Origin of the sequence: Feifania hominis (genome assembly GCF_014384765.1) — a bacterium.
In the GTDB taxonomy this organism is placed as follows: Bacteria; Bacillota; Clostridia; order Oscillospirales; family Feifaniaceae; genus Feifania; species Feifania hominis.
Genome location: NZ_JACRSP010000002.1, coordinates 546,732 through 571,033 on the forward strand (window position 1 = coordinate 546,732; position 24,302 = coordinate 571,033).

Genomic DNA, 24,302 nt, shown 5'->3' on the forward strand with positions numbered 1-24,302 from the left:
CGAAAGGAGTTCTCTATGGCAAAGCAAGTCTGGAAGCCCTCGACCCAGCTCGGTCCGCTCCCGCCGGCGCTCGTCACCTGCGGCACGGTGGACAGCCCCAATGTTCTGACCGTCGCCTGGACCGGCATCGTCAACTCAAGCCCGCCCATGACCTATGTCTCCATCCGGCCGGAGCGCTTCTCGTATGGGCTCATCGAACGCAGCGGTGAATTTGTCATCAATCTTCCGACGGCCGCTCTCGTGCGGGCCATCGACCTGTGCGGCGTGCGCTCCGGCCGGGATACTGACAAGTTCAAGCTCGCCCACCTGACCGCCGAGCCGTCGCAGCATGTGGCTGCCCCCCGTCTTCAGGAGAGTCCGCTCGCGCTCGAGTGCCGTGTGAAGGAAACGTTCAATCTCGGCTCGCACACCATGTTTCTCGCCGAGATTCTCTCGGTCGATGTCGAGGAAAAGCTCCTCGATGAGCGCGGAAAGCTGCGCCTTGACAAGGCGGGGCTCTGTGCTTTTGCCCACGGGGAGTACTTTGCCCTCGGCCGAAAGATCGGCCGGATGGGCTACTCAGTCAAAAAGCGCCGCGCAAAACCCGCCGACAGAGAGCGGCGCTGACGCCATAAAACACAAAAGAACGGGCCATTTTGGCCCGTTCTTGTTTATTTTTATCTAAATAATACTATTTGTAAATTAAAGTGTGATCTCACCCGCATAGTTTGTGGCAAAGATCCTGCGCACACCCTCCACGGTGTCGCACTGGCCGAGCGCCCACATGAGCTTGGTGACGGCGGCTTCAGTCGTCATGTCGCGCGCTTCGATGACGCCGCGTTCGAGCGCGAGCTTGCCGACTTCATACAGGGAGAAGTCGCTTCGCTCAAAGAGACACTGGCTGCAGGTCACGACCGCGATGCCCGCATCCTCGAGCTGCTGGAGCTTGGACAGCAGATCCCGCCGGATGAAGTGCAGTCCGCCCGCGCCGAAGGCCTCAATGACAACACCCCGGTAGTTCATGGAGAGAAACTGGTCAAAGAGCTCCGGTCGGGTGCTGGGAATCAGCTTGAGCAAAAAGACGTCCGTGCAGAGCTCATCGCGCAGAACCGTCTCGCCGCTGCCTGCCGCAGAGGGAGACATCAGCCGCAGGCCGTCGGCGAACACCTCGGCAAGGCACGGCGCGTTGACGCTTGCAAAGGCATCGAAGCCCATGGTGCTCACCTTGACCGCCCGACAGCCGCGGATGATCTTGCGGTCAAAGGCCACGCTCACTCCCGGAATTCCGGCTTCGACCGCGGAGAAAGCAGTGTGCAGGTTGATGCGCGCGTCGGTCAGAGGCTCATCGATCGGCAGCTGAGAGCCCGTGAGGACCACGGGCTTTGTCAGATTCAAAAGCATGAAACTCAGCATGGATGAGGTGTAGGCCATGGTGTCGGTACCGTGGGTGACAACAATTCCATCGTACCCCGGCAGGCCCTCGTAGACCGCGTTTGCGATGATTCGCCACTCCTCGGGCTGGATGTTTGAGGAGTCGAGATTCAGCACGGCGCGGCAGTCAATCTCAAAGCGCTCGCCGAGTTCCGGCACATAGCTGAGCAGCGCCGCCGGCCCCAGCTCAGGAGCGAGACCCTGCGCGCCGGGGCGGGAGGCGATTGTGCCGCCGGTTGTCAAAAGCAGAACGCGTTTTGCCATTTTTCTCACTTCTCCTTGCAGGCGAGTGCCCGCTTGTAGACTTCAACTTCGATTTTGTCGAGCTCGCAGGCATTTTCTCCGTAGAGCTTCTCGCGGGCCCGGTCAAGCCGGCGCTGGAGCTCCTTTTTGTGCATGGTCGCACGTGCGAGCAGCTTGTCCACCCGCAGGGAGATGTACTTCTCTCTGTCATAGCGCACGCCCTTGTGCGTGAAAGTGTCGGTCTTCTCACTGCCGTCTGCGCGGCACTGCTTGAGGACATTGTTGTCCTGCGCGCGCTGAATCAGGGTGATGGCAAGGCAGATGAGAAAGGCCCCGAATGTGACCGCAAAGAGCATGGTGTAAAAATCAAATTCCATTGTTGTTCCTCCAGAGTCGGGCTGATGTTTTCCTCAGGCACACTGTGATATAAGAGATTTCCAGCGCGGCCGCTACCGGCTATACCATGGGAGCGCAGCGGTCATGGTATGATGCGGTCATGTTTTCAGCCGTCCCGCAGGGACGAGAGCATGGTCTGAAACAAATGATAACAGCCGCTACCGGCTATTATAGCACACAAAAAAGACGGGGCAAAGCCCCGTCTTTTTCATCTGGTCTTATTTGCCGTAGTAGGCGTCGGTGTAGATCTGCTTGATTTCGCTGATGAGCGGGTAACGCGGATTCGCAGTGGTGCACTGATCCTCAAAGGCGCGCTCCGAGAGTCCGTCGATGGTCTTGAAGAACTCTTTCTCGTCAACGCCCGCCTCCTTGATGGACATCGGCACATTGAGCGACTTCATCAGCTCGCGGATGGCCTTGATCAGGCTCTGCACGCCCTCTTCGGTGGTCGAGGCAGGAAGCCCCAAAAACTTCGCGATCTTGGCGTACTTTCTGTCGGCGATGAACTTCTCATATTTCGGGAACGCCGCAAATTTGGTGGGCTTCGACGCGTTGTAGGCCGTGACGTAGGGCAGCAGGATGGCGTTTGCGCGCCCGTGCGGAATGTGGAACTCGCCGCCGAGCTTGTGGGCCATCGAGTGGTTGAGCCCGAGGAACGCCGAGGTGAACGCCATGCCGGCGATGGCCGAGGCATTGTGCATCTTCTCGCGTGCGACAGCGTCGGAGCCGTTGTCGTAGGCCTTTTTGAGATTCTCAAAGACGAGCTCAATCGCCTGCAGCGCGAGGCCGTCGGTGTAGTCGGACGCCATGACCGAGACATAGGCCTCCATCGCGTGGGTCAGAACGTCGAGACCGGTGTCGGCCGTGATGGACTTGGGCATGGTCATGCAGAACTGCGGGTCGATGATGGCGACGTCCGGCGTCAGCTCATAGTCGGCAAGCGGGTACTTGATGTTGCCGTTTTTCTTGTCGGTGATGACCGAGAACGACGTGACCTCCGACCCGGTGCCGGAAGTGGTCGGAATGCAGACCATCTGTGTCTTTGTGCCGAGTTTCGGGAAAGAGAATGTTCTCTTGCGGATGTCCAGAAAACGCAGGCGCAGGCCGTCGAAGCTGGTGTCAGGGTGCTCATAGAAGAGCCACATGCCCTTGGCCGCATCCATGGCGGAGCCGCCGCCGAGCGCGATGATGACATCGGGCTGGAAGCGCTTCATGGCCTCGACACCGCGCATGATGGTCTCAACCGACGGATCGCTCTCAACGTCGGCGTAGATCTCGCTGTGGCAGTACTCGCTGCGCTTTCTCAGATAGTAGAGAATCTTGTCAACATAGCCGCTCGAGACCATGACCGGGTCTGTGACGATGAACGCACGCGAGATGTTCGGCATCTTCTCGAGGTACTGAATGGAGTCATACTCAAAGAAGATCTTCGGCGGAACTTTGAACCACTGCATATTTTTTCTCCTCTTGGCCAGGCGTTTTTTGTTGATGAGGTTGACCGACGAGACGTTCGACGTGGTCGAGTTGTGCCCGTAGGAACCGCAGCCCAGTGTGAGGGAGGGAGTGTTGGTGTTGTAGATGTCGCCGATGGCGCCCTGCGACGACGGGGAGTTTGCGATCACGCGGCCGACACGCATGGCCTCGCTGTACTTCTGGCACAGTTCCTCGTTGGAGGAGTGGATGACGGCCGAGTGGCCGAGACCGCCGAGCTCAAGCATCCTATTTGCATAGTCGAAGCCCTGCTTTGCGTCCTCACAGACAAAGTACGCGAGCACCGGCGAGAGCTTCTCATGCGCCAGCGGGTACTCGTCTTTCGGCTCGGGGAGCTTGGCGATGAGAATCTTGGTGTCTTTCGGGACTTTGATGCCCGCCTGCTCGGCAATCCATGTGGCAGGCTTGCCGACGACGGCGGCGTTGACCGAGTGACCGTCCTCCTTGATGACGTATTTCGAGAGAAGCTCAGTCTCTTTCTCATCGGTGAAATAGCAGTTGTTCTCTTTCATGAACTGCTCAAACGGGGCTGCAATTTCCTTGTCGACAATGACTGCCTGCTCGGAGGCACAGATCATGCCGTTGTCAAAGGTCTTCGAGAGCATCAGGTCTGTGCAGGCGCGCTTGACGTTGGCGGATTTCTCAATGTAGCAGGGGACGTTGCCCGGGCCGACACCGAGCGCGGGCTTGCCGCAGCTGTAGGCCGAGCGGACCATGCCGGCGCCGCCGGTCGCGAGAATCAGCGAGACTTTCGGGTGATTCATCAGATAGGTGGTCGCCTCGATGGAGGGGTGCTCGATCCACTGGATGCAGTTGGCGGGCGCGCCCGCTTTTACCGCCGCGTCGCGCACGATGCGAGCAGCCTCGGCCGAGCACTTCTGAGCCGACGGGTGGAAGCCGAAGATGATCGGGTTTCTCGTCTTGGCGCAGATGAGCGACTTGAACATGGTGGTCGAGGTGGGGTTTGTAACCGGGGTGGCGCCGGCGACGATGCCGACCGGCTCCGCGACCTCGACGTAGCCCTCCATCTCGTTTTCGTCGACAATGCCGACGGTCTTCTGATACTTGATCGAGTGGTAGATGTACTCGGTGGCGAACATGTTCTTGATGACCTTGTCCTCGACGACGCCGCGGCCGGTCTCCTCATACGCCATCTTCGCAAGGTCAAAGTGGGCGTCGAGTCCCGCAAGGCTCATCGCATGAACGATCTCGTCCACCTGCTCCTGCGTCAGGGACATGTACTCGCGAAGCGCAACGTCGGCCTTTTCGACCAGCTCGTCGACCATCGCTTTGACATCCACCGTCTTCGGGTCTTTGACAACTTTCTCTTTTGCCATTTCTGTTCCTCCTCAATTGATTCCCATTTTGGCTGATTGTTAATTTTATAACAATAATATACTCTATCCCAAGGGCCGCGTCAAGAGGTTGAAGAAAAATAATTGATAAAAATTTAACAATCTTTTTCCCTCTCTATTCTATCATACCGAAAACCGGGTGATTTTTCCACTGTTTTCTGTCTTTTTCTCACCGGCTGGAAACGGTTGCCTCCCCTGGCGAAAAGCACAAGATTTCTCCCTGTTTTTTGCGTGTTTCGCCGCTTGACAGTACCCCTTTTGCCCATGTATAATAATTGTAGTGTTAAATAATTAACAATCGACAAAATACGCTTGTTAAGGGAGAGGACTTATTATGTTGGACGTATTCGTTTGCATCGGCAGCTCCTGCCACCTGAGAGGTTCCTATGACATCATCGGCGGGTTCAAATCGCTCATCGAGCAGCACGGTCTGCAGGACAAGGTGAACCTGAGCGCCTCTTTCTGCCTTGGCCACTGCACCGACGGCGTCACCGTCAAGGTCGGCGAGGAGTTTGTCACCGGACTCAACAAGGAGAACTGCGAGGAGAAATTCAACCAGCATATTCTCAGCCGGGTGAAGTGACATGGAAGTGCTGCGTTTTCAAAAGGCAAATTGCAAAGACTGTTACAAATGCATCCGCGAATGTCCGGTCAAATCCATCCGCATCAAGGACCACCAGGCCCAGATCATCGCGGACGAGTGCCTGCTCTGCGGGCGCTGTGTGGTAGTCTGCCCGCAGAACGCCAAGGAACCGCGAAACGATGTACAAAAGGTGCGCGACGCCATCGCCGCCGGCCGGCGGGTCGTGGCTTCGGTCGCGCCCTCGTTCATCGCCGGTTTTGAGTGCTCGGGCATTGCGCAGTTTGAGGAGCTTCTTCAGAAGCTCGGCTTCGCTGAGGCCCACGAGACCGCACTCGGCGCCTACATCGCCAAGACCGAATACGAGCGCATGGTCGCAAGCGGCGAGCACGACGTCATCATCTCGTCCTGCTGCCACTCGGTGACCCGCCTGATTGAAAAATACTACCCCGACGCGCTCAAATATCTCGCTCACACCCTCTCGCCCATGCTCGCACACGGGCGCTACCTCAAGCAGCAGGACCCCGATTGCTACACCGTCTTTATCGGGCCGTGCATCTCCAAAATCGACGAGGCGGAGCGGTACCCGGGCATGATCGACTGTGTGCTGACCTTTGACGAAGTGGCCGACTGGCTGCGCGAGGAGCACATCGAGCTACCGAAAGACGACAAGCTCGACGGCTCCACGTTCCGCTCGCGCTTTTTCCCGCGTGCGGGCGGCATCCTCGCGAGCATGGACCAGGCCCCCGACTACAAGTATATCGCCGTCGACGGCGTGGAGCAGTGCATCGAGGCGCTGCAGGAGATCACCACCGGCAAGGTGCACCGCTGCTTCATCGAGATGAGCGCCTGCGTCGGCAGCTGCATCAACGGCCCCTCGATTCAGAAAAACCGCATGGGCCGCCTGCGCGCCGAGGGCCGCGTGGACAATTACGCCGCCTGCGCCGCGGCGCCCGGACGCGATTTTGATGCGGCGGTCACATTCCCCATCGGCCGCGATTACGCGCCCGACGAACTCCGGCGCGACTACCCGGGCGAGGCACAGATTCGCGAGATCCTCGCGAGAACCGGCAAGACGCTGCCCGAGCATGAACTCAACTGCGGCTGCTGCGGCTACCCCACCTGCCGGGAAAAGGCCATCGCCGTCTACCAGGGCAAGGCCGACATTGAGATGTGCCTGCCCTACATGAAAGAGCGCGCCGAGTCTTTCTCGAACCAGATCATCAACTCCACCCCGAACGCCATTCTGGCGCTCGACACGGAGCTCAACATCCAGCAGATCAACCGCGCCGCCGAGGGCCTCTTCCAGCTCGACAGCGTCAAGCGGTACATAGGCCGCCCGGTCAGCGAGCTGATGGACCCCTGGGACTTCAACGTCGCCATGGAGGCCGGAAGCGTGCATGAGAAGAAGACCTGGCTTAGCGGAGTGTCGAAGTACGTCGAGCTCTCCATCGTGCACGACGAGGCCCACGGTCTGCTCGTGGCCATCATGCGCGACGTCACCGCGCAGGAGGAGGAAAACGAACATCTGCGCGAGCTGCGCCGCCAGACGGTGGACATCACCGACAAGGTCATCGGCAAGCAGATGCGCATCGTGCAGGAGATCGCCTCGCTTCTCGGCGAGACGACGGCCGAGACCAAAATCGCGCTCAACAAGCTCAAGAACGTGGTCGCCGCCGAGGAGGAGCGCCATGGGGACGCATGACTTCTACATGGAGAGCGGCAATGTCAGCCTCTTTAAAAAGGGCGAGGAGCTCTGCGGCGACATGGTCGAAAAGATCTACCACGACGACGCCTACACCCTGGTTCTGGCCGACGGGCTCGGCAGCGGCGTCAAGGCGAATGTGCTCTCGACGCTGACCTCGAAGATCATCGGCACCATGATGGCCGACGGCCAGCCCATCGAGGACTGTGTCGCGACCATCGTCGAGACGCTGCCGGTGTGCAGCGTGAGGCAGGTCGCCTACTCCACGTTCACCATTCTGCAGGTGCGCCGCAACGGCGACACCTACCTTGTGCAGTTTGACAACCCCGACGCCATTTTGCTGCGCGGCGGCAAACACGTCGACTACCCCAAGCAGGAAAAGCTCATTTGCGGCAAGAAAATTTACGAGAGCCGCATCAAGGCCGAGCTCGGCGACATGTTCATTCTCATGAGCGACGGCGTCATCCACGCCGGTGTCGGCATGCTTTTGAACTTCGGCTGGCAGCACGAAAACGTCGTGCAGTTCGTAGAGGAGAACTACTCTGCCGACATGTCGGCCCAGACCATGGCGGCCGCCCTGTGCGGCGCCTGCAACGATCTCTATGTGCAGCAGCCCGGCGACGACACCACCGTCGCGGTGCTGCGGGTGCGCGAGCGCCAGACGGTCAATCTGATGATTGGCCCGCCGGTCGACAAGGCCGACGACGAGCGCATCATCGGCGAGTTTCTCGCCCTCGGCGGCAAGCACATCGTCTGCGGCGGCACCACCTCGACTCTTGTCGCGCGCCACCTCGGCGAACAGGTCACAACCAGCATCGACTACGTCGACCCCAAGATCCCGCCGATTGGCTACATCAAGGGCATCGACCTTGTCACCGAGGGTGTTCTCACCCTCGGCCATGTGCTCGAGACCGCCAACAAGTACTACGGCCAAAACGATTTTTACACCCAGTGGCGCGACAAGCGCGACGGCGCCTCGCTGATCGCGAAACTCCTCTTTGAGGACGCGACCCACATCAACTTCTACGTCGGGCGCAGCATGAACCCGGCGCACCAGAACCCCGACCTGCCCATCAACCTCGGCATCAAAATGCGGCTGGTCGACGACCTTGTCGACGTGCTGCGCCGCATGGGCAAGCAGGTCACGGCAAAATACTACTAGAGAGAGGGTATCTATGAGATTATTCGATACCGACGTACAGGAACTCAAATACAAAGTGCTCAAAGAGGTCGCCCGTCTCGCGTGGGAGGACCGCCTTGAGGAGTGCTACTACGAGATCCCCAAGACCATCATTCCGGGCCCCGAGTCCTCCATGCGCTGCTGCATCTACAAGGAGCGCGCCATTGTGGAGGAGCGTGTCAAGCTCGCCATGGGCGGCGACAAGTCGAACGAAAATGTCATCGAAGTGCTGCCCATCGCCTGCGACGAGTGCCCGGTCGACCGCATTGTCGTAGGGCCCGCCTGCCGCGGCTGCATCGCGCACCGCTGCCAGAACGCCTGCCCGAAAGGGGCCATCACCATCGTCGACCGCCACGCCCGCATCGACAAGGACAAGTGCATCGGCTGCGGCAAGTGCATCAGCGCCTGCCCCTACAGCGCGATCTACAAGCCCGTGCGCCCCTGCGAGCGCGCGTGCAAAATCAACGCCATCGCCATGAACGACGAGGGCAAAGCGTCAATCGACAATGACAAGTGCATCTCCTGCGGGGCGTGCGTCTACCAGTGCCCCTTCGGCGCGATCGTCGACAAGGCGTATATCCTCGAGTGCATTGATCTGCTGAGAAAGTCGGAGAACAACAAGAAATACAAGACCTACGCCGTCATCGCCCCGTCGATTTCGAGCCAGTTCTCCTACGCGAAAATCGGCCAGGTGGTCTCGGGCATCAAGGCGCTCGGCTTCCACACGGTGGTCGAGGCGGCTCTCGGCGCGGATATGACGGCCGACCGCGAATCTCTCGAGCTCGCCGAAAAGGGCTTTTTGATGAGCTCGTGCTGCCCGTCGTTTGTCAGCTACATCGAAAAGGCGTTCCCCGCGCTTCAGGGCCATATCTCCCACAATCTCTCGCCGATGGCCATGGTTGGTCAGTACATCAAGAAGATCGACCCCACGGCGAAAATCGTCTTCATCGGGCCCTGTACCTCCAAAAAGATGGAAATCAAGCGCGAGACCGTGCGCGATATCATCGACTGTGTCATCACCTTTGAGGAGCTTCAGGCTCTTCTCGACAGTCGCGGCATCCACGCCGAGGACCTGCCGGAGGGTGTGCTGGACAACGCCTCGTACTACGGGCGCATCTTCGCGCGCTGCGGCGGTCTTGCAGACGCGGTCGCCCAGGCGCTCAAGGAGCACGGCATCGGCGAGGAGCAGTTCAAGCTCTCGGGCGTCAGCTGCGACGGCATCGAGGAGTGCAAGCTCGCGCTGCTCAAGGCCAAGGCCGGCAAGCTCGACGCAAACTTCATCGAGGGCATGGCCTGCGTTGGCGGCTGCATCGGCGGCCCCGCCTGCCTTACCCACGGGCCGAAGAGCAAAGCCGACGTCGACAAATACGGCGCCGAGGCCCGTGAGAAGACCATCGCAGACGCCATCGGCGTGCTCAAGACGGTCGCAGATTAGAGCTCACACCATCGAGCGGCCGGATGTCCCTTTCATCACGGAGGTTATTTGATCGTGAATCTTGAAACCGAGCGCCTGGTTCTTCGCCCTTTTGATGAGGGGGATGTGGAGGCCTATCACCGCATCATGTCGGATCTCGAGACGAACCGCTTTCTCCCCTGGTATCCGACAAAATCACTCGACGAGGCGCGCACCATGATGCACGAACGCGCACCCGGAGACGGTGGGTTGCGGTACGCCATCTGTCTGAAAGACGATCTTGTTCCCATCGGCTACGTTCACGTCAGCGGCAGCGACAACCATGACTTCGGCTACGGCCTGCGCCACGAGTTCTGGCACCGGGGCATCGTCACCGAGGCGAGCCTCGCGGTGGTTGACCAGTTGCGAAAGGACGGCCTTGCCTACATCACGGCGACCCACGACGTGAACAATCCCCGCAGCGGCGCTGTGATGCGTAAGCTCGGCATGCACTACTGCTACTCCTACGAAGAGCAGTGGCAGCCAAAAAACATCCCCGTCGTCTTCCGGCTGTATCAACGGAATTTTGACGGCGTCGACCGGGTCTGGCGAAAATATTGGGAACAGTACGAAAACCACTTCATTGAGAAAATAGAGGAGCGGCCCTGAGGGCCGCTCCTCTTTTCTGTTCTTTTTATCGTCTACTCCAGCTCAAACGCGCCGGTGTAGAGCTGGTAATAGGTGCCGCGCTGGGCAATGAGCTGGTCGTGGCTGCCGCGCTCGATGATGCGCCCGTGGTCGAGCACCATGATGGCGTCGGAGTTTCGCACGGTCGAGAGGCGGTGGGCGATGACAAAGACAGTGCGCCCGGTCATCAGGCCGTCCATCCCCTGCTGCACAAGCGCCTCGGTGCGCGTGTCAATGGAGCTTGTCGCCTCGTCGAGAATCATGACCGGCGGGTCAGCCACCGCCGCGCGGGCGATCGCGATCAGCTGGCGCTGTCCCTGCGAGAGATTCGCACCGTTGCCAGTGAGCATGGTGTCATACCCGTCGGGCAGCCGGCGGATGAAGTCGTCGGCGTTGGCGAGCGCCGCCGCGGCCTCGACCTCCTCGTCGGTGGCGTCGAGCCGGCCGTAGCGAATGTTCTCACGCACCGTACCGGTGAAGAGATTCGTATCCTGCAGCACAATGCCGAGTGAGCGGCGCAAATCGCTCTTTTTGATCTTGTTGATGTTGATGCCGTCGTAGCGGATTTTTCCATCGGCGATGTCATAGAAGCGGTTGAGCAGGTTTGTGATGGTCGTCTTGCCCGCGCCCGTCGCGCCGACAAAAGCCACTTTCTGGCCCGGCTCGGCATAGAGCGACACATCGTGGAGCACGGTCTTGCCCTGCTCATAGGCGAAGTCCACCTCCGAGAGCCGCACATCGCCCGTCAGCGGCGTGTAGGTGACGCTCCCGTCCCCATGCGGGTGGCGCCAGGCCCAGGTGCCGGTGCGCTCGGCGCACTCGGCGAGCGTGCCGTCTCTTCCATAGGCCGCGTTGACGAGCGTCACATACCCCTCATCCTGCTCGGGCCGCTCGTCGAGCAGCGCAAAGATGCGCCGCGCGCCCGCGAGCGCCATGATGACGGCGTTGAGCTGCTGGGAAATCTGGCTGATCGGGCGCGAAAAGCTCTTCGAGAGCTGCAAAAACGCCGCGATGGTGCCGAGAGTTACACCCTGGCCGCTGACAGCCAGAAAGCCGCCGAATACCGCCACGAGCACATACTGCAAATTGCCGAGGTTCGCCATGATCGGCATGAGAATATTCGCGTATTTATTTGCCTTGTCGGCACTGTCAAAGAGTTTGTTGTTGAGCTCATCGAAACCGTCTTTCGCCTGCTGCTCATGGCAGAAGACCTTGATGACTTTCTGGCCGCCGATCATCTCCTCAATGTAGCCGTTGAGCGAGCCGAGGTCCTTCTGCTGCTGTACGAAGTACCGGCCGCTGCGCGAGGCGATTTTGCGGCTGACAAAGACCATGCAGATCACGCAGACCACGACGAAGATGGTCATCAGCGCGTCGGTGAAGAGCATGGCAAAGAACACCGCGATCACCGACACCACCGAGGAGAACATCTGCGGCAGACTCTGGGAGAGCATCTGGCGCAGCGTGTCGACGTCGTTTGTGTAGACGCTCATCACGTCGCCGTGGTTGTGGGTGTCAAAGTAGCGGATGGGCAGGCTCTGCATATGGCCAAACAGATCGTCTCGGATGGTCTTGAGCACGCCCTGTGAAATGCCGACCATCAGCCGGTTGTAGCAGTAGGCGCTCAAAATGCCCACCAGATAGACGCAGGCCATTACAGCGAGGGCGCGTGCGAGTCCCGTGAAGACCGGCGACGCCGTGAGCAGCAGCGGGGCGATGTAGTCGTCGACAAGAGTCTTCAAAAACAGCGAACTTGCCACTGTGGCAATGGAGCTTGCAAGGATGCACAAAAGAACCACCGCAAAGCGCAGCGGATAGCCCCGAAAGATGTAGCCGAGCAGCCGCCCGATGGTACCGTCGCGCGGCAGATGGAGCTTGCCTCTGGGTGGATCAGGCCGTCTTGCCATCTTCGTCGCCTCCTCTCGTCTGGGATTCGTAGACCTCACGGTAGATCGCATTGTTTTTCAGAAGTTCCTCGTGGCTGCCAAATGCGGCGACCCGACCGCCCTCCATGACAATGATGTGGTCGGCGTCCTGCACGGAGCTGACACGCTGGGCAATGATGAACTTCGTGGTGTCGGGGATCTCCTCGCGAAAGGCCTTTCGGATGAGGGCGTCAGTGCGGGTGTCGACGGCCGAAGTCGAGTCGTCCAAAATCAGAATCTTCGGCTTTTTCAACAGTGCGCGGGCAATGCACAGGCGCTGCTTCTGGCCGCCGGAGACGTTGGTTCCGCCCTGTTCAATATAGGTGTCGTAGCCGTTGGGCAGCTCGCGCACAAAGCCGTCAGCCTGCGCGAGACGGCATACGCGCACTAGTTCCTCGTCGCTTGCACTCTCGTTGCCCCAGCGCAGATTCTCCTTGATTGTGCCGGAGAAGAGAGTGTTTTTCTGGAGCACCATCGCGACCTCGTTTCGCAGCGTCTCGAGATCGTAGTCGCGCACATTCACGCCGCCCACCATCACGCTGCCCTGCGTGGCGTCGTAGAGCCGGGGAATGAGCTGTACGAGCGTGGTCTTGGATGTGCCCGTGCCGCCGAGGATGCCGACGGTCTCCCCCGATTTGATGTCAAGGTCGACGTCGCGCAGGCAGAGCTTGCCGCCGTCCCCCTTGTAGCTGAAGCTGACATGGTCGAAGCGGACCGAGCCGTCCGGCACGCTCATGACAGGGCTGTCACAGTTTTGCAGGTCACTGCGCTCATCGAGCAGTTCGCCGATTCGCTCTGCGGAGGCGCGCGCCATGGTGATCATGACCAGCACCATCGAGAGCATCATCAGGCTCATGAGTATCTGCATGGTGTAGTTGAACAGGCTCGTCAGCTCGCCGGTCGTGATTTCCGCGCCGACGACCATGCGCGCGCCAAACCACGAGATGAGAAGCATACACGCGTAGACGCAGAACTGCATGAGCGGCATGTTGAACGCAAGCGTCTTCTCCGCCCGGCTGAAGTCGCTGTAGATGCTCTGTGAGACCGCGCCGAATTTCTCTTTCTCGTGTTCCTCGCGCACAAAGCTCTTGACGACCCGAATGCCGAGCAGATTTTCCTGCACAACGGCGTTGAGCTTGTCGTAAGTCTTGAAAACCCGCTCAAAAATGGGGTGCGCGTGGCGGATGATGACATAGAGCCCGACGCCCAGCACCGGGATGACACACAGGAAAATCAGCGAGAGACGCGGGCTGATGCGCACCGTCATCAGCAGCGAAAAGGCCAGCATCAGCGGGCAGCGCACCGCGATGCGAATGATCATCTGATAGGCCTGCTGCAGGTTGCTCACATCGGTGGTCAGACGGGTCACAATGCCGGCCGTGGAATACTTGTCGATGTTGGAAAAAGAGAAGTCCTGCACATGGTGGTACATATCGTGGCGCAGATTTTTCGCAAAGCCTGCCGAAGCGCGTGCCGCCGCGCGGCCTGAAAGCGCCCCGAACAGCAGAGAGAGCATCGCCATGACGGCGAGCAGCACACCCAGCTTTAAAATGTAGTTCATATCTCCCCGGTCAATGCCCTTGTCGATGAGACTTGCCATTGTAAAGGGAATGAGCACCTCGAGCAGCACCTCCACGGCCACAAAGACCGGTGTGAGAATGGAATCTTTCTTGTACTCCCGCACACAGCGGGCCAGTCGTTTGATCATACCAACACTCCTTGATTTGATTGCGCGCCGCTCTCAGCGGCTGAGATTTTTTCGTATTTTGCCAGAGACTGCAAGGAACTGGTCGATCTCCTCGCGTGTCAGCCCATCGGTGAGTATGGCCTCCATCTCCTGCGTCTTGCACTTGTAATTCTCGTGGACATCCCTGGCTTTTTGGGTCGGCACCAGCCTTTTGAGCCGGGCGTCACTCTCCACGCTCTCACGCCGGAGCAGGCCCCCGCCCTCAAGGTCCCGCAAAAAGCGGGAGGCCGTCGAGCGACGGATGCAGAAAATCTCCTCGACGTCGCGCTGATAGAGCTCCCGCTCGGGGTGGTCACACAGAAACCCCATGATCTGACCGCCCATTTCGGTGGCGCCGTCGGGCGGCGGCGCAAGTTCAAACATCTTGCGCCGCATGAGGTTCGACATGGAGCGGATGGCGAAGCCGACTGTGTGTTGTCTGTGCATACCGACACATCCTCTTTCTGTTAGCATGCTAACATTATGCCTCTTTTTCCCCGCGCTGTCAAGGCGTTCGGGGCAAAAAATCAGCGCGGCTTTTTCACCGCGCTGTCCTCTTTCAGATATCCTCTTCGATGTGGTCAAAGTAGGTCAGGAAATTTCCGGTGAGCTGGTTTGCAACCGCCTTGTTGTGATCGATCACCCAGCGGCTGTTCTGTGTCTTAAGCGTGACGCTCACAGTGATTTCCACTCGGCTGTCCGATGTGTTTCGAAGCTGTTCGAGCAAAAGCGAGACCATATACTCCTCAAGCGCCGCGTCGTCAACCTCGCCGTCGCCAAAGGTGGCAAGTGTGTAGTCGATGGTCTGGTCGAGCACTGTGTCCATGATCTTTGTCAGATCAACCGTTTTCACCTTTGCCTCAATGGTCACGGTGTCATTCTCCTGCACAGGCTCTGAGAGGGTGTAGGTAATGCCGGAGAACACCTCCTTGAGCGCCGCCATGAGTTCGTCGTTTTCCAGCGTCGGCTCGGGTAAATTCTCGTAAAACGGCGTATCGTCCGTGCCCACATAGGCGAGTGTGTCCTCCCACTCGCCGCCGATGACGGCATCAAAATAACCCGTGACAACGTCCTGCGGGGGCAGATAGCCCGCATTCGTCGAGCTGACCCCATCGGGCGCGGGTGCACAGGCCGAAACCACACTCAAAAACAGCGCGCAGCACAGTGCTGCCAAGCCCTTTTTCATTGCGCACCCCTCCTCTCCCCGGTAGATACATTATATTGCCACGGCCGGAAAGTGTCAATTCCCCAAAAAGAACCCGGCCTTTCGGCCGGGCTCTCAAATCACATCAGCTCGCAGCAGCTCTCACTTTTTGAACAGTCTCGGCAGTTCCCACTGCGTAGAGCGCATACAGCGGCTCTTCTCCGACAGAGGCAACGTTGCCGCTCACCGCGAGGCAGGAACTCTCAAGCCCAAGACCCGTTGTGAGCTGTTCGGCAAGAGTCTTGAGCGCGTCCTGATCGGCACCCGAGCGCACAACACTTGCGGTGAGTGTCTTCTCCTTTGTGTTGCAGAGCTTGACGATATCGGCCGCAGCCGCGCGGGCCGCCTCGTTGGCGAGCACAACCACCTCGGAGGGGTTTCGTGACAGCACCACCGCATCGAGCGGCAGACCGCTCTCACTCAGAATCTGAGCCATGGCCTCGGCGCCGATTTCACCGGGCGAAAAGGCCTGAAAGCCCACAGCAAGATCCAGCGTGTCGCGCGCGACGTTGTCGATGACGTCAATCGGGCCGATCAGCTTCTTCGCGTCCTCGACAGCTTCCGGTTCGCCGAACAGGTAGAAGCCATCTTCATTGTCATGGTTGTCGACAATGCGCAAGTCGAGCTGGTAGTTGTTCAAAACGCCCTTGACGGCACTGCGCCGCGCAAATTCCAGGCGCACATATTCGCCCGAGAGTTCAAAGTTCCCGTTCTCGGGGTTGACGGTAAAGCACTCCCTGCGGTCCACCGCCGATATTGCCTCGACGAGATATGCAAGGTTGCGGGGTGTCGCCTGGATGGTCACGGCATTGGGGTTCGACTCGTCGGGCGACAGGCTGTCAAAGGGAATCTGCAGCGTCTCAAGCACCTCAAGCAGGCTGTTGTAATCGAGGAAATTCAACTTCATCTCCCGGGTGAGGCTGCTGTAGAGAAATGTCGTTTTCAGTTTGCTCTTCGGGCCGACAATGACAATGTCGCCGTCTATCATATAACTCAGATTGCCCGCGGTCTCCAGCACCTGCTCGAGGGCGTTGACCGGCGAGACCACGTTGAGCGCAACCGTCACCCGATAGGTCTTGCCGAGATAGAGAATCTTTTTGTCCATGCTCTCGGCGAGAAGCGAGAGGATCTCGCGGATGTCCGTGTCGACAAATTCGAGCGACACCACGTCGACCGACAGGCTCCCTGCAGCCTGTACAGCCGGAATCATGCCCGGCAGAGCGGCGCTGCCCGCCACCAGAAGCGCGAGCAGAAGAGCCGCTGCGGCTTTTGCAAAGCGTCTCACGGCGTGCCCTCCTCTCCGGCGGCTGCCGCCTGTATCGGCTCAATCTTGAGCGTTGTGTTGTCGAGCGTCAGCTCGGTATCCTGCTCGGTGCCGTCCGCCCCGGGGCCGGTGAGCACAATGGAGCGTTCACCGATCGACTTGACGGTATACTGCCCGATTGACCGGCCGGCACGCACCTCGAGAATCCCCTCGGAGATCTCGACAAGCGCCGTGCGCTGGCCGTCGAGGCCGGTGGTGTAGACACCCTTGAAGACAATCTCTCCTGTGAGCTCACTCGGGACTGTCACCTTGTCCTGATTCGGCAGGACCTCCACATCGCTGTCGAGACCGCTGCCGGCAAAGGCCTTGCCTCCGGTGAGCACCGAGTCCTTATCAAGTGAGAGCAGCTCGAAGATGCGCCCGCTGAAAAAGAAGATGCCGACCGCCAGTACCACACAGACAGCCGTGACGATCAGCGCAATCTTGACGCGCTTTTCCCGCTTCTGCTTCTCTGTGAGGGCCGGCTTTGGCACATATTCTACGTTTTTCGGAACCTTGGAATTTTTGCGTTTGAACATCACTTATCCTCATATTCGCACGCGGCAAAGCCACGCGGCGTTATTCCGTGTTCTTTTATTTTACCCACTCCGTCAAATTCCGTCAACCGAGACGCGCCATTATTCACAGTTTCGTCACACAACGGGGGCAAATGGCTTCATTCTTCGCTCTTTTTGCATTTCATCCTGCATTTTCAATAAAGTTTTCTTTCAATTTTCACAGTAACTTTCTCTTTTTACGGGTATTTTTCGTGATAAAATGAAATTTTTAATTTCACTGTTGCACAGTCGCACAAATGCTACTATAATATTTCTCATCATAAAGATGTTTATTTTATTTTTTTGTAGGGAGAGATGTAGGATGGCATTGAAAAGCGAGTATCTCAAACGAGTCTATGCGGAGGTTGTTCGCCGCGACGGCAACGAGCCGGAATTTTTGCAGGCGGTGCGCGAAGTGCTCGAGTCGCTCGAGCCGGTCGTCGCGAAGCGCCCCGATCTTGAGCGCTACGGCATTGTCGAGCGCATGGTCGAGCCCGAGCGCATGATCACGTTCCGTGTGTCCTGGGTGGACGACGCGGGCAAGGTTCAGGTCAACCGCGGCTGGCGTGTGCAGTACAACTCCGCCGTCGGCCCGTATAAGGGCGGCCTGCGGCTGCACCCCTCGGTCAACGCCTCGATCATCAAATTCCTCGGCTTCGAGCAGACGTTTAAAAACTCCCTGACCGGTCTTCCCATGGGCGGCGCCAAGGGTGGCAGCGATTTCGACCCCAAGGGCAAGAGCGACATGGAGGTCATGCGCTTCTGCCAGAGCTTTATGACTGAGCTCTACCGCCACATCGGCGAGAACACCGACGTACCGGCCGGCGACATCGGCGTCGGCGCGCGGGAAATCGGCTACCTCTTCGGCCAGTACAAGCGGCTGCGCAACGACTTTGTCGGCGTCTTGACCGGCAAGGGCCTCACCTACGGCGGTTCTCTCGCCCGCAAGGAGGCGACTGGCTACGGCCTGTGCTACTTCGTCAATGAGATGCTCAAATCCAAGGGCACCTCGTTCGAGGGCAAGCGCGTCGTCGTGTCAGGTTCGGGCAACGTGGCGATCTATGCCAACGAAAAAGCCAGCCAGTTCGGCGCAAAAGTCGTGGCAATGAGCGATTCCAACGGCTACATCGTGGACGAAAACGGCATTGACCTCGCTGTCGTCAAACAGATCAAAGAAGTCGAGCGCGGCCGCATCAAAGAGTATGCCGAGCGCGTCAAGGGCGCAAAGTATGTCGAGGGCTGCGCGGGCATCTGGAGTGTGCCCTGTGACATCGCCCTGCCCTGCGCCACGCAGAATGAGCTCGACGGCGACGCCGCAAAGACCCTTGTCAAAAACGGCTGCAAGTTTGTCGCCGAGGGCGCCAACATGCCCTCCACGCCCGAGGCGGTGGAGACATTCCTCTCCAGCGGCGTATACTTCGGCCCGGCCAAGGCGGCAAACGCCGGCGGCGTTGCGACCAGCGGCCTTGAGATGAGCCAGAACAGTCTGCGCCTGTCGTGGACTTTTGAGGAGGTCGACGAGAAGCTGCACGGTATCATGGTCAACATCTATGAGAACGCCTCAAAAGCCGCCAAGGACTACGGCTGCGAGGGCAATCTCGTCGCCGGCGCGAACATCGCGGGCTTCTTGAAAGTGGCCGACACCATGATCGCCCAGGGCGTCGCCTACTGATATCTTAATATCCACAGGCGCCAGATCAAAAGATCTGGCGCCTGTTTCTATTGAGAAAGGCACCCGGGATGTATATAATAGTGGCAACGGCACACTCTGACGCTGAGGAGGGGATACGGTTGAGACGGCCACAGAAAAAATTTCTGCTGCATGACATTGCGCTGACACTTGTCATCGCGGGAATGGCCACTGGAATCGGCTGGCTCTTCCGGCTTCTCTCCTTTCCCGAGGTGAATGTCGTGGTCCTCTACATCCTCTCCGTCATTCTCACCGCCCGGTTTACTTCCGGTTACACATTCGGTGTTGCCGCCGCTGTCTTTGCAACCCTCTCTTTTAACTATTTTTTCACAGCGCCCTTTTTCACCCTCTCTGTCTATGACCTGAGCTACCTGATCACATTCGCTGTCATGACGCTCACCTCCCTCATCACAAGCGCTCTCACCACCAAGGTCAAACAGGCCGCTCTGGAGGCGCAGCGCAGGGAGTTTGACACAGCCGTTCTCTACCGCCTGACCAGCAATCTGACCGATGCGGAGGATGTCGGCGCTATTGCGCAAATTGCAGTAGCTGCTGTCAGCGAGGCCATGGGGTGCCGGGCGGGATGTCTGTGCTGTGGGGAAGACGGCAGACCCGAGGCGAGTTTTCTTCAGCAGCGCGCGCCAGGCGATACCGTGCGCCGCGGCACAGACGCGCAGGCCCTGCTTGAACGGCTTGCGACAACAAGCGGTCCCTGCGAGGGCGAGGAATTTTTTGACTGGCCCATTCGAGCGAGAGAGACTCTCCTCGGAGTCATCCGCATTCCCCGTGAGACGGCTGAGCATATCACCGGCGAACAGGAACGTCTGCTGCGCTCTATGATCGAGAGCATCTCTCTTGCCATGGATCGTCTTCGCATTGCCCGAGAGCGCATCCGCTCCCGCGAGGAAATGGCCCAGGAGCGCTATCGCGGCAATCTTCTTCGCGCCATCTCCCACGATCTGCGCACTCCCCTCTCCGGCATTATGGGCACGAGTGAAATGCTCATGCATATGACCGATCGGGATGACCCCCGCTATGACATGGCCCAGGGGATCTACCGGGAGGTTGAATGGCTGCATGCACTGGTTGAAAACATACTCAATCTGACGCGTTTGCAGGACGGGCGACTGGTTCTGAACAAGCAGCCCGAGGCCGTTGAGGAGGTCATTGGAGCCGCGCTTTCCACCATTGGGAAACGGGCACCCGATCGGGAGATCACAGCGGAAATCCCCAGCGACGTCCTCTATGTGCCCATGGACATCCACCTGATTTCCCAAGTGCTCGTCAATCTGCTTGACAACGCTCTTAAACACACGCCGCAGGGTGAAATCAAAATCACAGTGCGCGAGGACTGTGTCAATCATCTTGCTGTCTTCACGGTTGCCGATCGCGGCAGTGGAATCAGCGCTGCTGATCTGCCACATATTTTTCAAATGTTTTACACATCCAAATCCCGCGGACCCGATGCGCAGAGAGGAGTCGGATTGGGTCTTGCCATCTGTGAGTCGATCGTGACAGCTCACGGCGGGACGATCACCGCCGGGAACCGTACCGACGGCTCCGGTGCGGAATTTACCTTTACTCTGCCACTGGAGGACAAAGACAATGCAAAGCAGTAAAGAAACCATCCTCGTCGTAGAGGACGACACGCAGATTCGCAGCTTCATCTGCTATGCACTGAAGCAGGAGGGATTCTCCTGTATGACAGCCGGCACTGCACAGAGCGCCCTTTCCCAGCTTGTCTCACAGCCGGTCGATCTGGTACTGCTCGATCTGGGACTGCCCGATTTTGACGGCATGGAAGTGATCCGAAAGGTTCGCGAGTGGTCAGAGGTTCCCATTCTTGTGGTATCCGCGCGCGACCAGGACCGCGAGAAAGCTGCCGCACTCGACGCCGGCGCCGACGACTATTTGACAAAGCCTTTCTCTGCAACGGAACTGCTCGCGCGAATTCGTGTCGCACTGCGCCACCTCCACCGTGCATCTGCCGGCACTTCGCAGGCCATGCTCTGTGTGGGAGGGCTGTGTATGGACTTCAGTCGTCACCTTGTCACGCTCGACGCAGCGCCGCTCCACGTCACGCCGCTGGAGTACAGTCTTCTGGCTCTTTTTTTCAAAAATATGGGAAAGGTGCTGACTACTCAGTACATCCTCCGGGAGATCTACGGGGTTGGCTATGGGACCGATACACAGGCTCTGCGCGCCCTGATGGCCGGGCTGCGAAGAAAAATTGAAAAGAATCCGGCCAGTCCCCGCTACATCCTCACCGAAATCGGCGTCGGGTATCGGCTTGTGGACGAATGATATCGGACAGCAGCCGCTTCGCAAAAGCGAAGCGGCTGCTGTCTTCTTGACAGGTCTCGAGCAGCTTATGTCTCACTCACACATTCTCACAGCTTTCTCACACCATTGTCCCTGTCTCTCACACCGTCTTCACGGGAGATGCTCTATGATAAGTCCATAAGAAAAAAGCTTCAGGGAGGCTTATCACCATGCAAATTGTTCATACCACAGAGATTCAGGAACTTGACGCGCTCTGCGCGGCAATCAGAGAATATGCCCAAAGAGGAGACCTTGAAAAAGGGGAGCAACTCGCTACCGAGGCCATGGGAAAACATCCCGATGCGCCGCAGCCACACAATCTCTACGGCGTTCTCCTGGAGAAAAAGGGCGACCATTGTTCCGCTATGAAACACTTTCGTGCAGCGGATGCACTCGATCCCTCCTACCGCCCGGCGCGGCAGAACCTTGAGAGTTTTGGCACCTTCTTTTCGCATGGGCGGCTCGCCTTTGACGAGAGCGACTGCCCGCAGGACCTGTCTTGCGACTACGTTGTCGTACGCGATGCACGCGGAATTGGACATGTCGTGAGAAAGGGCCTAAGATGATGCTGTTTCACAGGGGAACTCACCGCAACTACACGGTCATCGCGGGTTGTGGCAGACTGGGCGCGCATCTCGCCGATACGCTCAGTGGACGAGGGGAAAACGTCCTGGTCATCGACTCGAACCAGAACGCCTTTCGCCGGCTCTCCTCCTCCTTTGGCGGGTTGGTTCTCACCGGTGATGCGACCGATCTCGACATCCTGCACGAGGCCCGTATAAGCGATGCGGTCGCTGTGCTGGCCGTGACCGGCAGCGACAATGTCAACATCATGATCTCTCAGCTCGCGCGGGAGCGGTTCGGTGTAAAAAAAGTCATCGCGCGGCTGTATGACCCCGACTGCGCGCGCATCTGCCGGGAATTCGGCATCGCGGCAGTCTGTCCCGCCGCGCTCTCTACCGGGCAGATTGTCGATATCCTCTTCGAGCTGTCTGAATCTGCTTTAGAGCCGCATGGGGAGGGAATTGCGTGAAGCGGCACATTCTGCTGATCGGCGGCCGAGGCAAAGCAAAAGCTCTTGCCCAGTCCCTCCTGCGGCGTGGTTGCCGGGTGACCGTCATCAATGAGTCTGTCGATGACTGCCACATGCTCGCCCAGGTAGAGCGGCTCAACGTCATCCACGGGGATGGCACAAAACCTCATGTCCTTGAGGACGCCGGTGCAGCACAGGCCGATCTTGCCGTTGCACTTACATCACAGGATGAGGCCAACCTGCTCATCTGCGAGCTGTGCAAGAGACTGTTCGGTGTCAGTAAGACCATCTCTCTGCTCTGCGATCCCAAAAAGACTGACTTTTTTTATCAAATGGGCGTCGACCATGTTGTCTGTGCCGTTTCAGCCGTCACGGCAATCATGGAACAGCAGGCATTTGTCGGAAAAATTGCGAATACTCTCCCCATTGGCGCGGAACAAATCCAAATTGCCGAGGTTCCCATATCCGGCGGGGCACCAGCTGTCGGAAAAAAACTCTGGGAAATCAATCTGCCGCGTGATGTCGTCATCGGCTGTATTCTAAGGGGAGACAGGGCCATGATACCTCGCGGTGACACGGTGGTCTTATCGGGTGATATGCTGGTGCTGATTTCGAGCAATGGCCAGGAACTGGCGGCCATTCGGGAATTGACCGGCCGATGAGCGGGCAAATATGGCACTTTCTGGCCATCTCGGTTATAGCAAGTTCATGGTTTCTGTTCGCCGCATCTCCTCTCACTCTGCCTCTCTTCCCGAGCGGTACCGTCTTTGCACCCATTTACTTTCAGCGGGCGCAGGCGTATCGCTCGGCATTTTGACGCGTCCGCACAGGTTCTGTGAGAGCTCCCCTGTCGGCGTACGGAGGTTTGCCTTTCAACAGGAAAATACCGTTGCTGGTCGGTATGCGGTCTCTTCCGATCCCGAGAATCGTTCTGGTGAATTCTACCTTGTCTTGTGGACACCCTATACTGAGAAATGCTATAATGGTGACAGACTGTACAACAACTTTTAAGGAGATTGGACAAGTGGAACGTATCACCGCCGACCATATTGAAGAATACGAGGCTTTTCTCGCCGCCCATCCCAAGGGCCACTTCATGCAGAGCGTCAAGTGGGGCAAGGTCAAAACCGCCTGGCGGCAGGAGATCCTTGTGCGCCGCGACGCCGAGGGGCGCATCGCGGGGTCGCTTGCGCTGCTCATCCGAAAGGTTCCGGGCATGCCCTGGACCATGATGTACTGCCCGCGCGGCCCGGTCTGCGACATTCACGACCGCGAGATGCTCGCGGGGCTCGTCGCCGACGCGCGGGAGCTCGCGAAAGTACACCACAGCTATGAGCTCAAAATAGACCCCGACGTCGCCGTGACCGACGCCGCTTTTGTCGAGGCGCTGCGCTCGCTCGGCTTTACGCAGAAGCAGACCGGCAAGAACTTTGAGGGCATTCAGCCAAAATTTGTCTTTCGGCTGAATGTCGAGGGCAAGACCGAGGATGAGGTCATGGCCCTGTTTCACTCCAAGACCCGCTACAACATCCGCGTGGCGATCAAAAACAACGTCACCGTGGAGATCGGCGGCCGCGAGGATCTCAAAAAATTCTACGAGATCATGCTCGAGACCGGCATGCGCGACAACTTTGTCACCCGGTCGCTGACCTATTTCGAGACCATGTACGACGCGCTCGGCGAGAACTGCCGGCTCTATGTGGCGCGCTACGAGGGGGAGATCATCGCGGGCACGCTCGCCATCTGGTACGGCGACAAGGTCTGGTATCTCTACGGCGCCTCGAGCAACGCCCACCGCAACGTCATGCCGAACTACCTGCTCCAGTGGGCCATGATCCGCTGGGCCATCGAAAAGGGCTGCCGCATCTACGATTTTCGCGGCGTGTCGGGGGACCTCGACGAGAGCAACCCCCTCTATGGCCTCTACCGCTTCAAAAAGGGCTTCAACGGCGACTTTGTGGAGTTCGTCGGGGAGTTTGATCTGATTCTCAACAACTTCGCCTACTTTGCCGTTGAGAAAGGGCAGAAAGTGTACAAGAAGATGATCAAGACCGTCTACAAAATCAAAAACCGGGACAAGGCGGTCCGAAAATAGACAGACA

General features: G+C 58.5%; 22 protein-coding genes. 13 read left to right on the forward strand and 9 right to left on the reverse strand.

Features of this window, described 5'->3' with window-relative positions; genetic code table 11:
• Nucleotides 1-15: 15 nt before the first annotated feature.
• A complete protein-coding gene (locus tag H8695_RS06035) occupies nt 16-606 on the forward strand; it encodes a flavin reductase family protein (RefSeq protein WP_249300010.1) in 591 nt (196 codons plus the stop codon).
• 75 nt (nt 607-681) lie between these two features.
• Here H8695_RS06035 and H8695_RS06040 read toward each other — a convergent pair whose 3' ends face one another.
• The 3 genes from H8695_RS06040 to adhE all read right to left on the reverse strand — a co-directional run bounded on the left by H8695_RS06040 (nt 682) and on the right by adhE (nt 4,877).
• Nucleotides 682-1,674: an asparaginase gene (locus tag H8695_RS06040; protein ID WP_249300011.1), complete on the reverse strand. Its 993-nt coding sequence runs from the start codon at nt 1,672-1,674 to the stop codon at nt 682-684.
• 5 nt (nt 1,675-1,679) lie between these two features.
• Nucleotides 1,680-2,030, reverse strand: a complete 351-nt coding sequence (locus H8695_RS06045) for a hypothetical protein (protein WP_249300012.1) — start codon at nt 2,028-2,030, stop codon at nt 1,680-1,682.
• A gap of 237 nt (nt 2,031-2,267) precedes the next feature.
• Nucleotides 2,268-4,877 (reverse strand): bifunctional acetaldehyde-CoA/alcohol dehydrogenase, encoded by a 2,610-nt coding sequence (gene adhE / locus H8695_RS06050; RefSeq protein ID WP_249300013.1) that lies wholly within the window; start codon nt 4,875-4,877, stop codon nt 2,268-2,270.
• A gap of 352 nt (nt 4,878-5,229) precedes the next feature.
• Between adhE and H8695_RS06055 the strand changes: the two genes are divergently transcribed.
• Genes H8695_RS06055 through H8695_RS06075 form a run of 5 tightly spaced genes read left to right on the forward strand, consistent with a single transcriptional unit; the run spans nt 5,230 to nt 10,422 of the window.
• Nucleotides 5,230-5,478 carry a (2Fe-2S) ferredoxin domain-containing protein gene (locus H8695_RS06055; protein ID WP_249300014.1) on the forward strand — a complete coding sequence of 83 codons (249 nt, stop codon included), beginning with the start codon at nt 5,230-5,232 and terminating at the stop codon, nt 5,476-5,478.
• 1 nt (nt 5,479) lies between these two features.
• Nucleotides 5,480-7,180 carry a [Fe-Fe] hydrogenase large subunit C-terminal domain-containing protein gene (locus tag H8695_RS06060; RefSeq protein WP_249300015.1) on the forward strand — a complete coding sequence of 567 codons (1,701 nt, stop codon included), beginning with the start codon at nt 5,480-5,482 and terminating at the stop codon, nt 7,178-7,180.
• Nucleotides 7,167-8,342 carry a SpoIIE family protein phosphatase gene (locus H8695_RS06065; protein WP_249300016.1) on the forward strand — a complete coding sequence of 392 codons (1,176 nt, stop codon included), beginning with the start codon at nt 7,167-7,169 and terminating at the stop codon, nt 8,340-8,342. Before H8695_RS06060 ends, H8695_RS06065 begins: the two co-directional genes overlap by 14 nt.
• Nucleotides 8,343-8,355: 13 nt before the next feature.
• Nucleotides 8,356-9,795, forward strand: coding sequence for a 4Fe-4S dicluster domain-containing protein (locus tag H8695_RS06070; RefSeq protein WP_249300017.1), 1,440 nt, complete (start codon nt 8,356-8,358; stop codon nt 9,793-9,795).
• 54 nt (nt 9,796-9,849) lie between these two features.
• Nucleotides 9,850-10,422, forward strand: coding sequence for a GNAT family N-acetyltransferase (locus H8695_RS06075; RefSeq protein ID WP_249300018.1), 573 nt, complete (start codon nt 9,850-9,852; stop codon nt 10,420-10,422).
• A 32-nt stretch (nt 10,423-10,454) separates the two neighbouring features.
• Here the strand turns inward: H8695_RS06075 and H8695_RS06080 are convergent, their stop codons facing one another.
• The 6 genes from H8695_RS06080 to H8695_RS06105 form a co-directional block, all read right to left on the reverse strand.
• Nucleotides 10,455-12,347, reverse strand: coding sequence for an ABC transporter ATP-binding protein (locus H8695_RS06080; RefSeq protein WP_249300019.1), 1,893 nt, complete (start codon nt 12,345-12,347; stop codon nt 10,455-10,457).
• Nucleotides 12,331-14,073: an ABC transporter ATP-binding protein gene (locus H8695_RS06085; RefSeq protein ID WP_249300020.1), complete on the reverse strand. Its 1,743-nt coding sequence runs from the start codon at nt 14,071-14,073 to the stop codon at nt 12,331-12,333. The genes H8695_RS06080 and H8695_RS06085 overlap by 17 nt, the downstream gene beginning before the upstream one ends.
• 33 nt (nt 14,074-14,106) lie before the next feature.
• Nucleotides 14,107-14,538 (reverse strand): MarR family winged helix-turn-helix transcriptional regulator, encoded by a 432-nt coding sequence (locus tag H8695_RS06090; RefSeq protein WP_249300021.1) that lies wholly within the window; start codon nt 14,536-14,538, stop codon nt 14,107-14,109.
• A gap of 112 nt (nt 14,539-14,650) precedes the next feature.
• Complete coding sequence (locus H8695_RS06095) at nt 14,651-15,277, reverse strand: DUF5105 domain-containing protein (RefSeq protein ID WP_249300022.1); 627 nt, start codon at nt 15,275-15,277, stop codon at nt 14,651-14,653.
• Between the two features lie 103 nt (nt 15,278-15,380).
• Nucleotides 15,381-16,580, reverse strand: a complete 1,200-nt coding sequence (locus tag H8695_RS06100; RefSeq protein WP_249300023.1) for a hypothetical protein — start codon at nt 16,578-16,580, stop codon at nt 15,381-15,383.
• Nucleotides 16,577-17,137, reverse strand: coding sequence for a hypothetical protein (locus H8695_RS06105; protein WP_249300024.1), 561 nt, complete (start codon nt 17,135-17,137; stop codon nt 16,577-16,579). Before H8695_RS06105 ends, H8695_RS06100 begins: the two co-directional genes overlap by 4 nt.
• A 340-nt stretch (nt 17,138-17,477) precedes the next feature.
• On the opposite strand from H8695_RS06105, the gene gdhA reads away from it, so the two are divergent.
• The 7 genes from gdhA to H8695_RS06140 all read left to right on the forward strand — a co-directional run bounded on the left by gdhA (nt 17,478) and on the right by H8695_RS06140 (nt 24,295).
• Nucleotides 17,478-18,827 (forward strand): NADP-specific glutamate dehydrogenase, encoded by a 1,350-nt coding sequence (gdhA, locus tag H8695_RS06110; protein ID WP_249300025.1) that lies wholly within the window; start codon nt 17,478-17,480, stop codon nt 18,825-18,827.
• A gap of 119 nt (nt 18,828-18,946) precedes the next feature.
• Nucleotides 18,947-20,464 carry a sensor histidine kinase gene (locus H8695_RS06115; RefSeq protein WP_249300026.1) on the forward strand — a complete coding sequence of 506 codons (1,518 nt, stop codon included), beginning with the start codon at nt 18,947-18,949 and terminating at the stop codon, nt 20,462-20,464.
• Nucleotides 20,451-21,149, forward strand: a complete 699-nt coding sequence (locus H8695_RS06120; protein ID WP_249300027.1) for a response regulator — start codon at nt 20,451-20,453, stop codon at nt 21,147-21,149. Before H8695_RS06115 ends, H8695_RS06120 begins: the two co-directional genes overlap by 14 nt.
• 188 nt (nt 21,150-21,337) lie before the next feature.
• A complete protein-coding gene (locus H8695_RS06125; protein WP_249300028.1) occupies nt 21,338-21,733 on the forward strand; it encodes a tetratricopeptide repeat protein in 396 nt (131 codons plus the stop codon).
• Nucleotides 21,730-22,200, forward strand: a complete 471-nt coding sequence (locus H8695_RS06130) for a potassium channel family protein (protein ID WP_249300029.1) — start codon at nt 21,730-21,732, stop codon at nt 22,198-22,200. Before H8695_RS06125 ends, H8695_RS06130 begins: the two co-directional genes overlap by 4 nt.
• Entirely contained in the window at nt 22,197-22,862 is a 666-nt protein-coding gene (locus H8695_RS06135; RefSeq protein WP_249300030.1) for an NAD-binding protein, read from the forward strand. Before H8695_RS06130 ends, H8695_RS06135 begins: the two co-directional genes overlap by 4 nt.
• A gap of 362 nt (nt 22,863-23,224) precedes the next feature.
• Nucleotides 23,225-24,295, forward strand: a complete 1,071-nt coding sequence (locus H8695_RS06140) for a lipid II:glycine glycyltransferase FemX (protein WP_249300031.1) — start codon at nt 23,225-23,227, stop codon at nt 24,293-24,295.
• Nucleotides 24,296-24,302 lie beyond the last annotated feature (7 nt).

What these genes read in the sequence shown, in the direction of transcription:
- H8695_RS06095 (WP_249300022.1), bottom strand. Translation starts at nt 15,277, where the DNA reads ATGAAAAAGGGCTTGGCAGCACTGTGCTGCGCGCTGTTTTTGAGTGTG.
- H8695_RS06070 (WP_249300017.1), top strand. Translation starts at nt 8,356, where the DNA reads ATGAGATTATTCGATACCGACGTACAGGAACTCAAATACAAAGTGCTC.
- H8695_RS06045 (WP_249300012.1), bottom strand. Translation starts at nt 2,030, where the DNA reads ATGGAATTTGATTTTTACACCATGCTCTTTGCGGTCACATTCGGGGCC.
- gdhA (WP_249300025.1), top strand. Translation starts at nt 17,478, where the DNA reads ATGGCATTGAAAAGCGAGTATCTCAAACGAGTCTATGCGGAGGTTGTT.
- H8695_RS06090 (WP_249300021.1), bottom strand. Translation starts at nt 14,538, where the DNA reads ATGCACAGACAACACACAGTCGGCTTCGCCATCCGCTCCATGTCGAAC.
- H8695_RS06120 (WP_249300027.1), top strand. Translation starts at nt 20,451, where the DNA reads ATGCAAAGCAGTAAAGAAACCATCCTCGTCGTAGAGGACGACACGCAG.
- H8695_RS06085 (WP_249300020.1), bottom strand. Translation starts at nt 14,073, where the DNA reads ATGATCAAACGACTGGCCCGCTGTGTGCGGGAGTACAAGAAAGATTCC.
- adhE (WP_249300013.1), bottom strand. Translation starts at nt 4,877, where the DNA reads ATGGCAAAAGAGAAAGTTGTCAAAGACCCGAAGACGGTGGATGTCAAA.
- H8695_RS06130 (WP_249300029.1), top strand. Translation starts at nt 21,730, where the DNA reads ATGATGCTGTTTCACAGGGGAACTCACCGCAACTACACGGTCATCGCG.
- H8695_RS06125 (WP_249300028.1), top strand. Translation starts at nt 21,338, where the DNA reads ATGCAAATTGTTCATACCACAGAGATTCAGGAACTTGACGCGCTCTGC.
- H8695_RS06060 (WP_249300015.1), top strand. Translation starts at nt 5,480, where the DNA reads ATGGAAGTGCTGCGTTTTCAAAAGGCAAATTGCAAAGACTGTTACAAA.
- H8695_RS06035 (WP_249300010.1), top strand. Translation starts at nt 16, where the DNA reads ATGGCAAAGCAAGTCTGGAAGCCCTCGACCCAGCTCGGTCCGCTCCCG.
- H8695_RS06105 (WP_249300024.1), bottom strand. Translation starts at nt 17,137, where the DNA reads ATGTTCAAACGCAAAAATTCCAAGGTTCCGAAAAACGTAGAATATGTG.
- H8695_RS06065 (WP_249300016.1), top strand. Translation starts at nt 7,167, where the DNA reads ATGGGGACGCATGACTTCTACATGGAGAGCGGCAATGTCAGCCTCTTT.
- H8695_RS06080 (WP_249300019.1), bottom strand. Translation starts at nt 12,347, where the DNA reads ATGGCAAGACGGCCTGATCCACCCAGAGGCAAGCTCCATCTGCCGCGC.
- H8695_RS06055 (WP_249300014.1), top strand. Translation starts at nt 5,230, where the DNA reads ATGTTGGACGTATTCGTTTGCATCGGCAGCTCCTGCCACCTGAGAGGT.
- H8695_RS06040 (WP_249300011.1), bottom strand. Translation starts at nt 1,674, where the DNA reads ATGGCAAAACGCGTTCTGCTTTTGACAACCGGCGGCACAATCGCCTCC.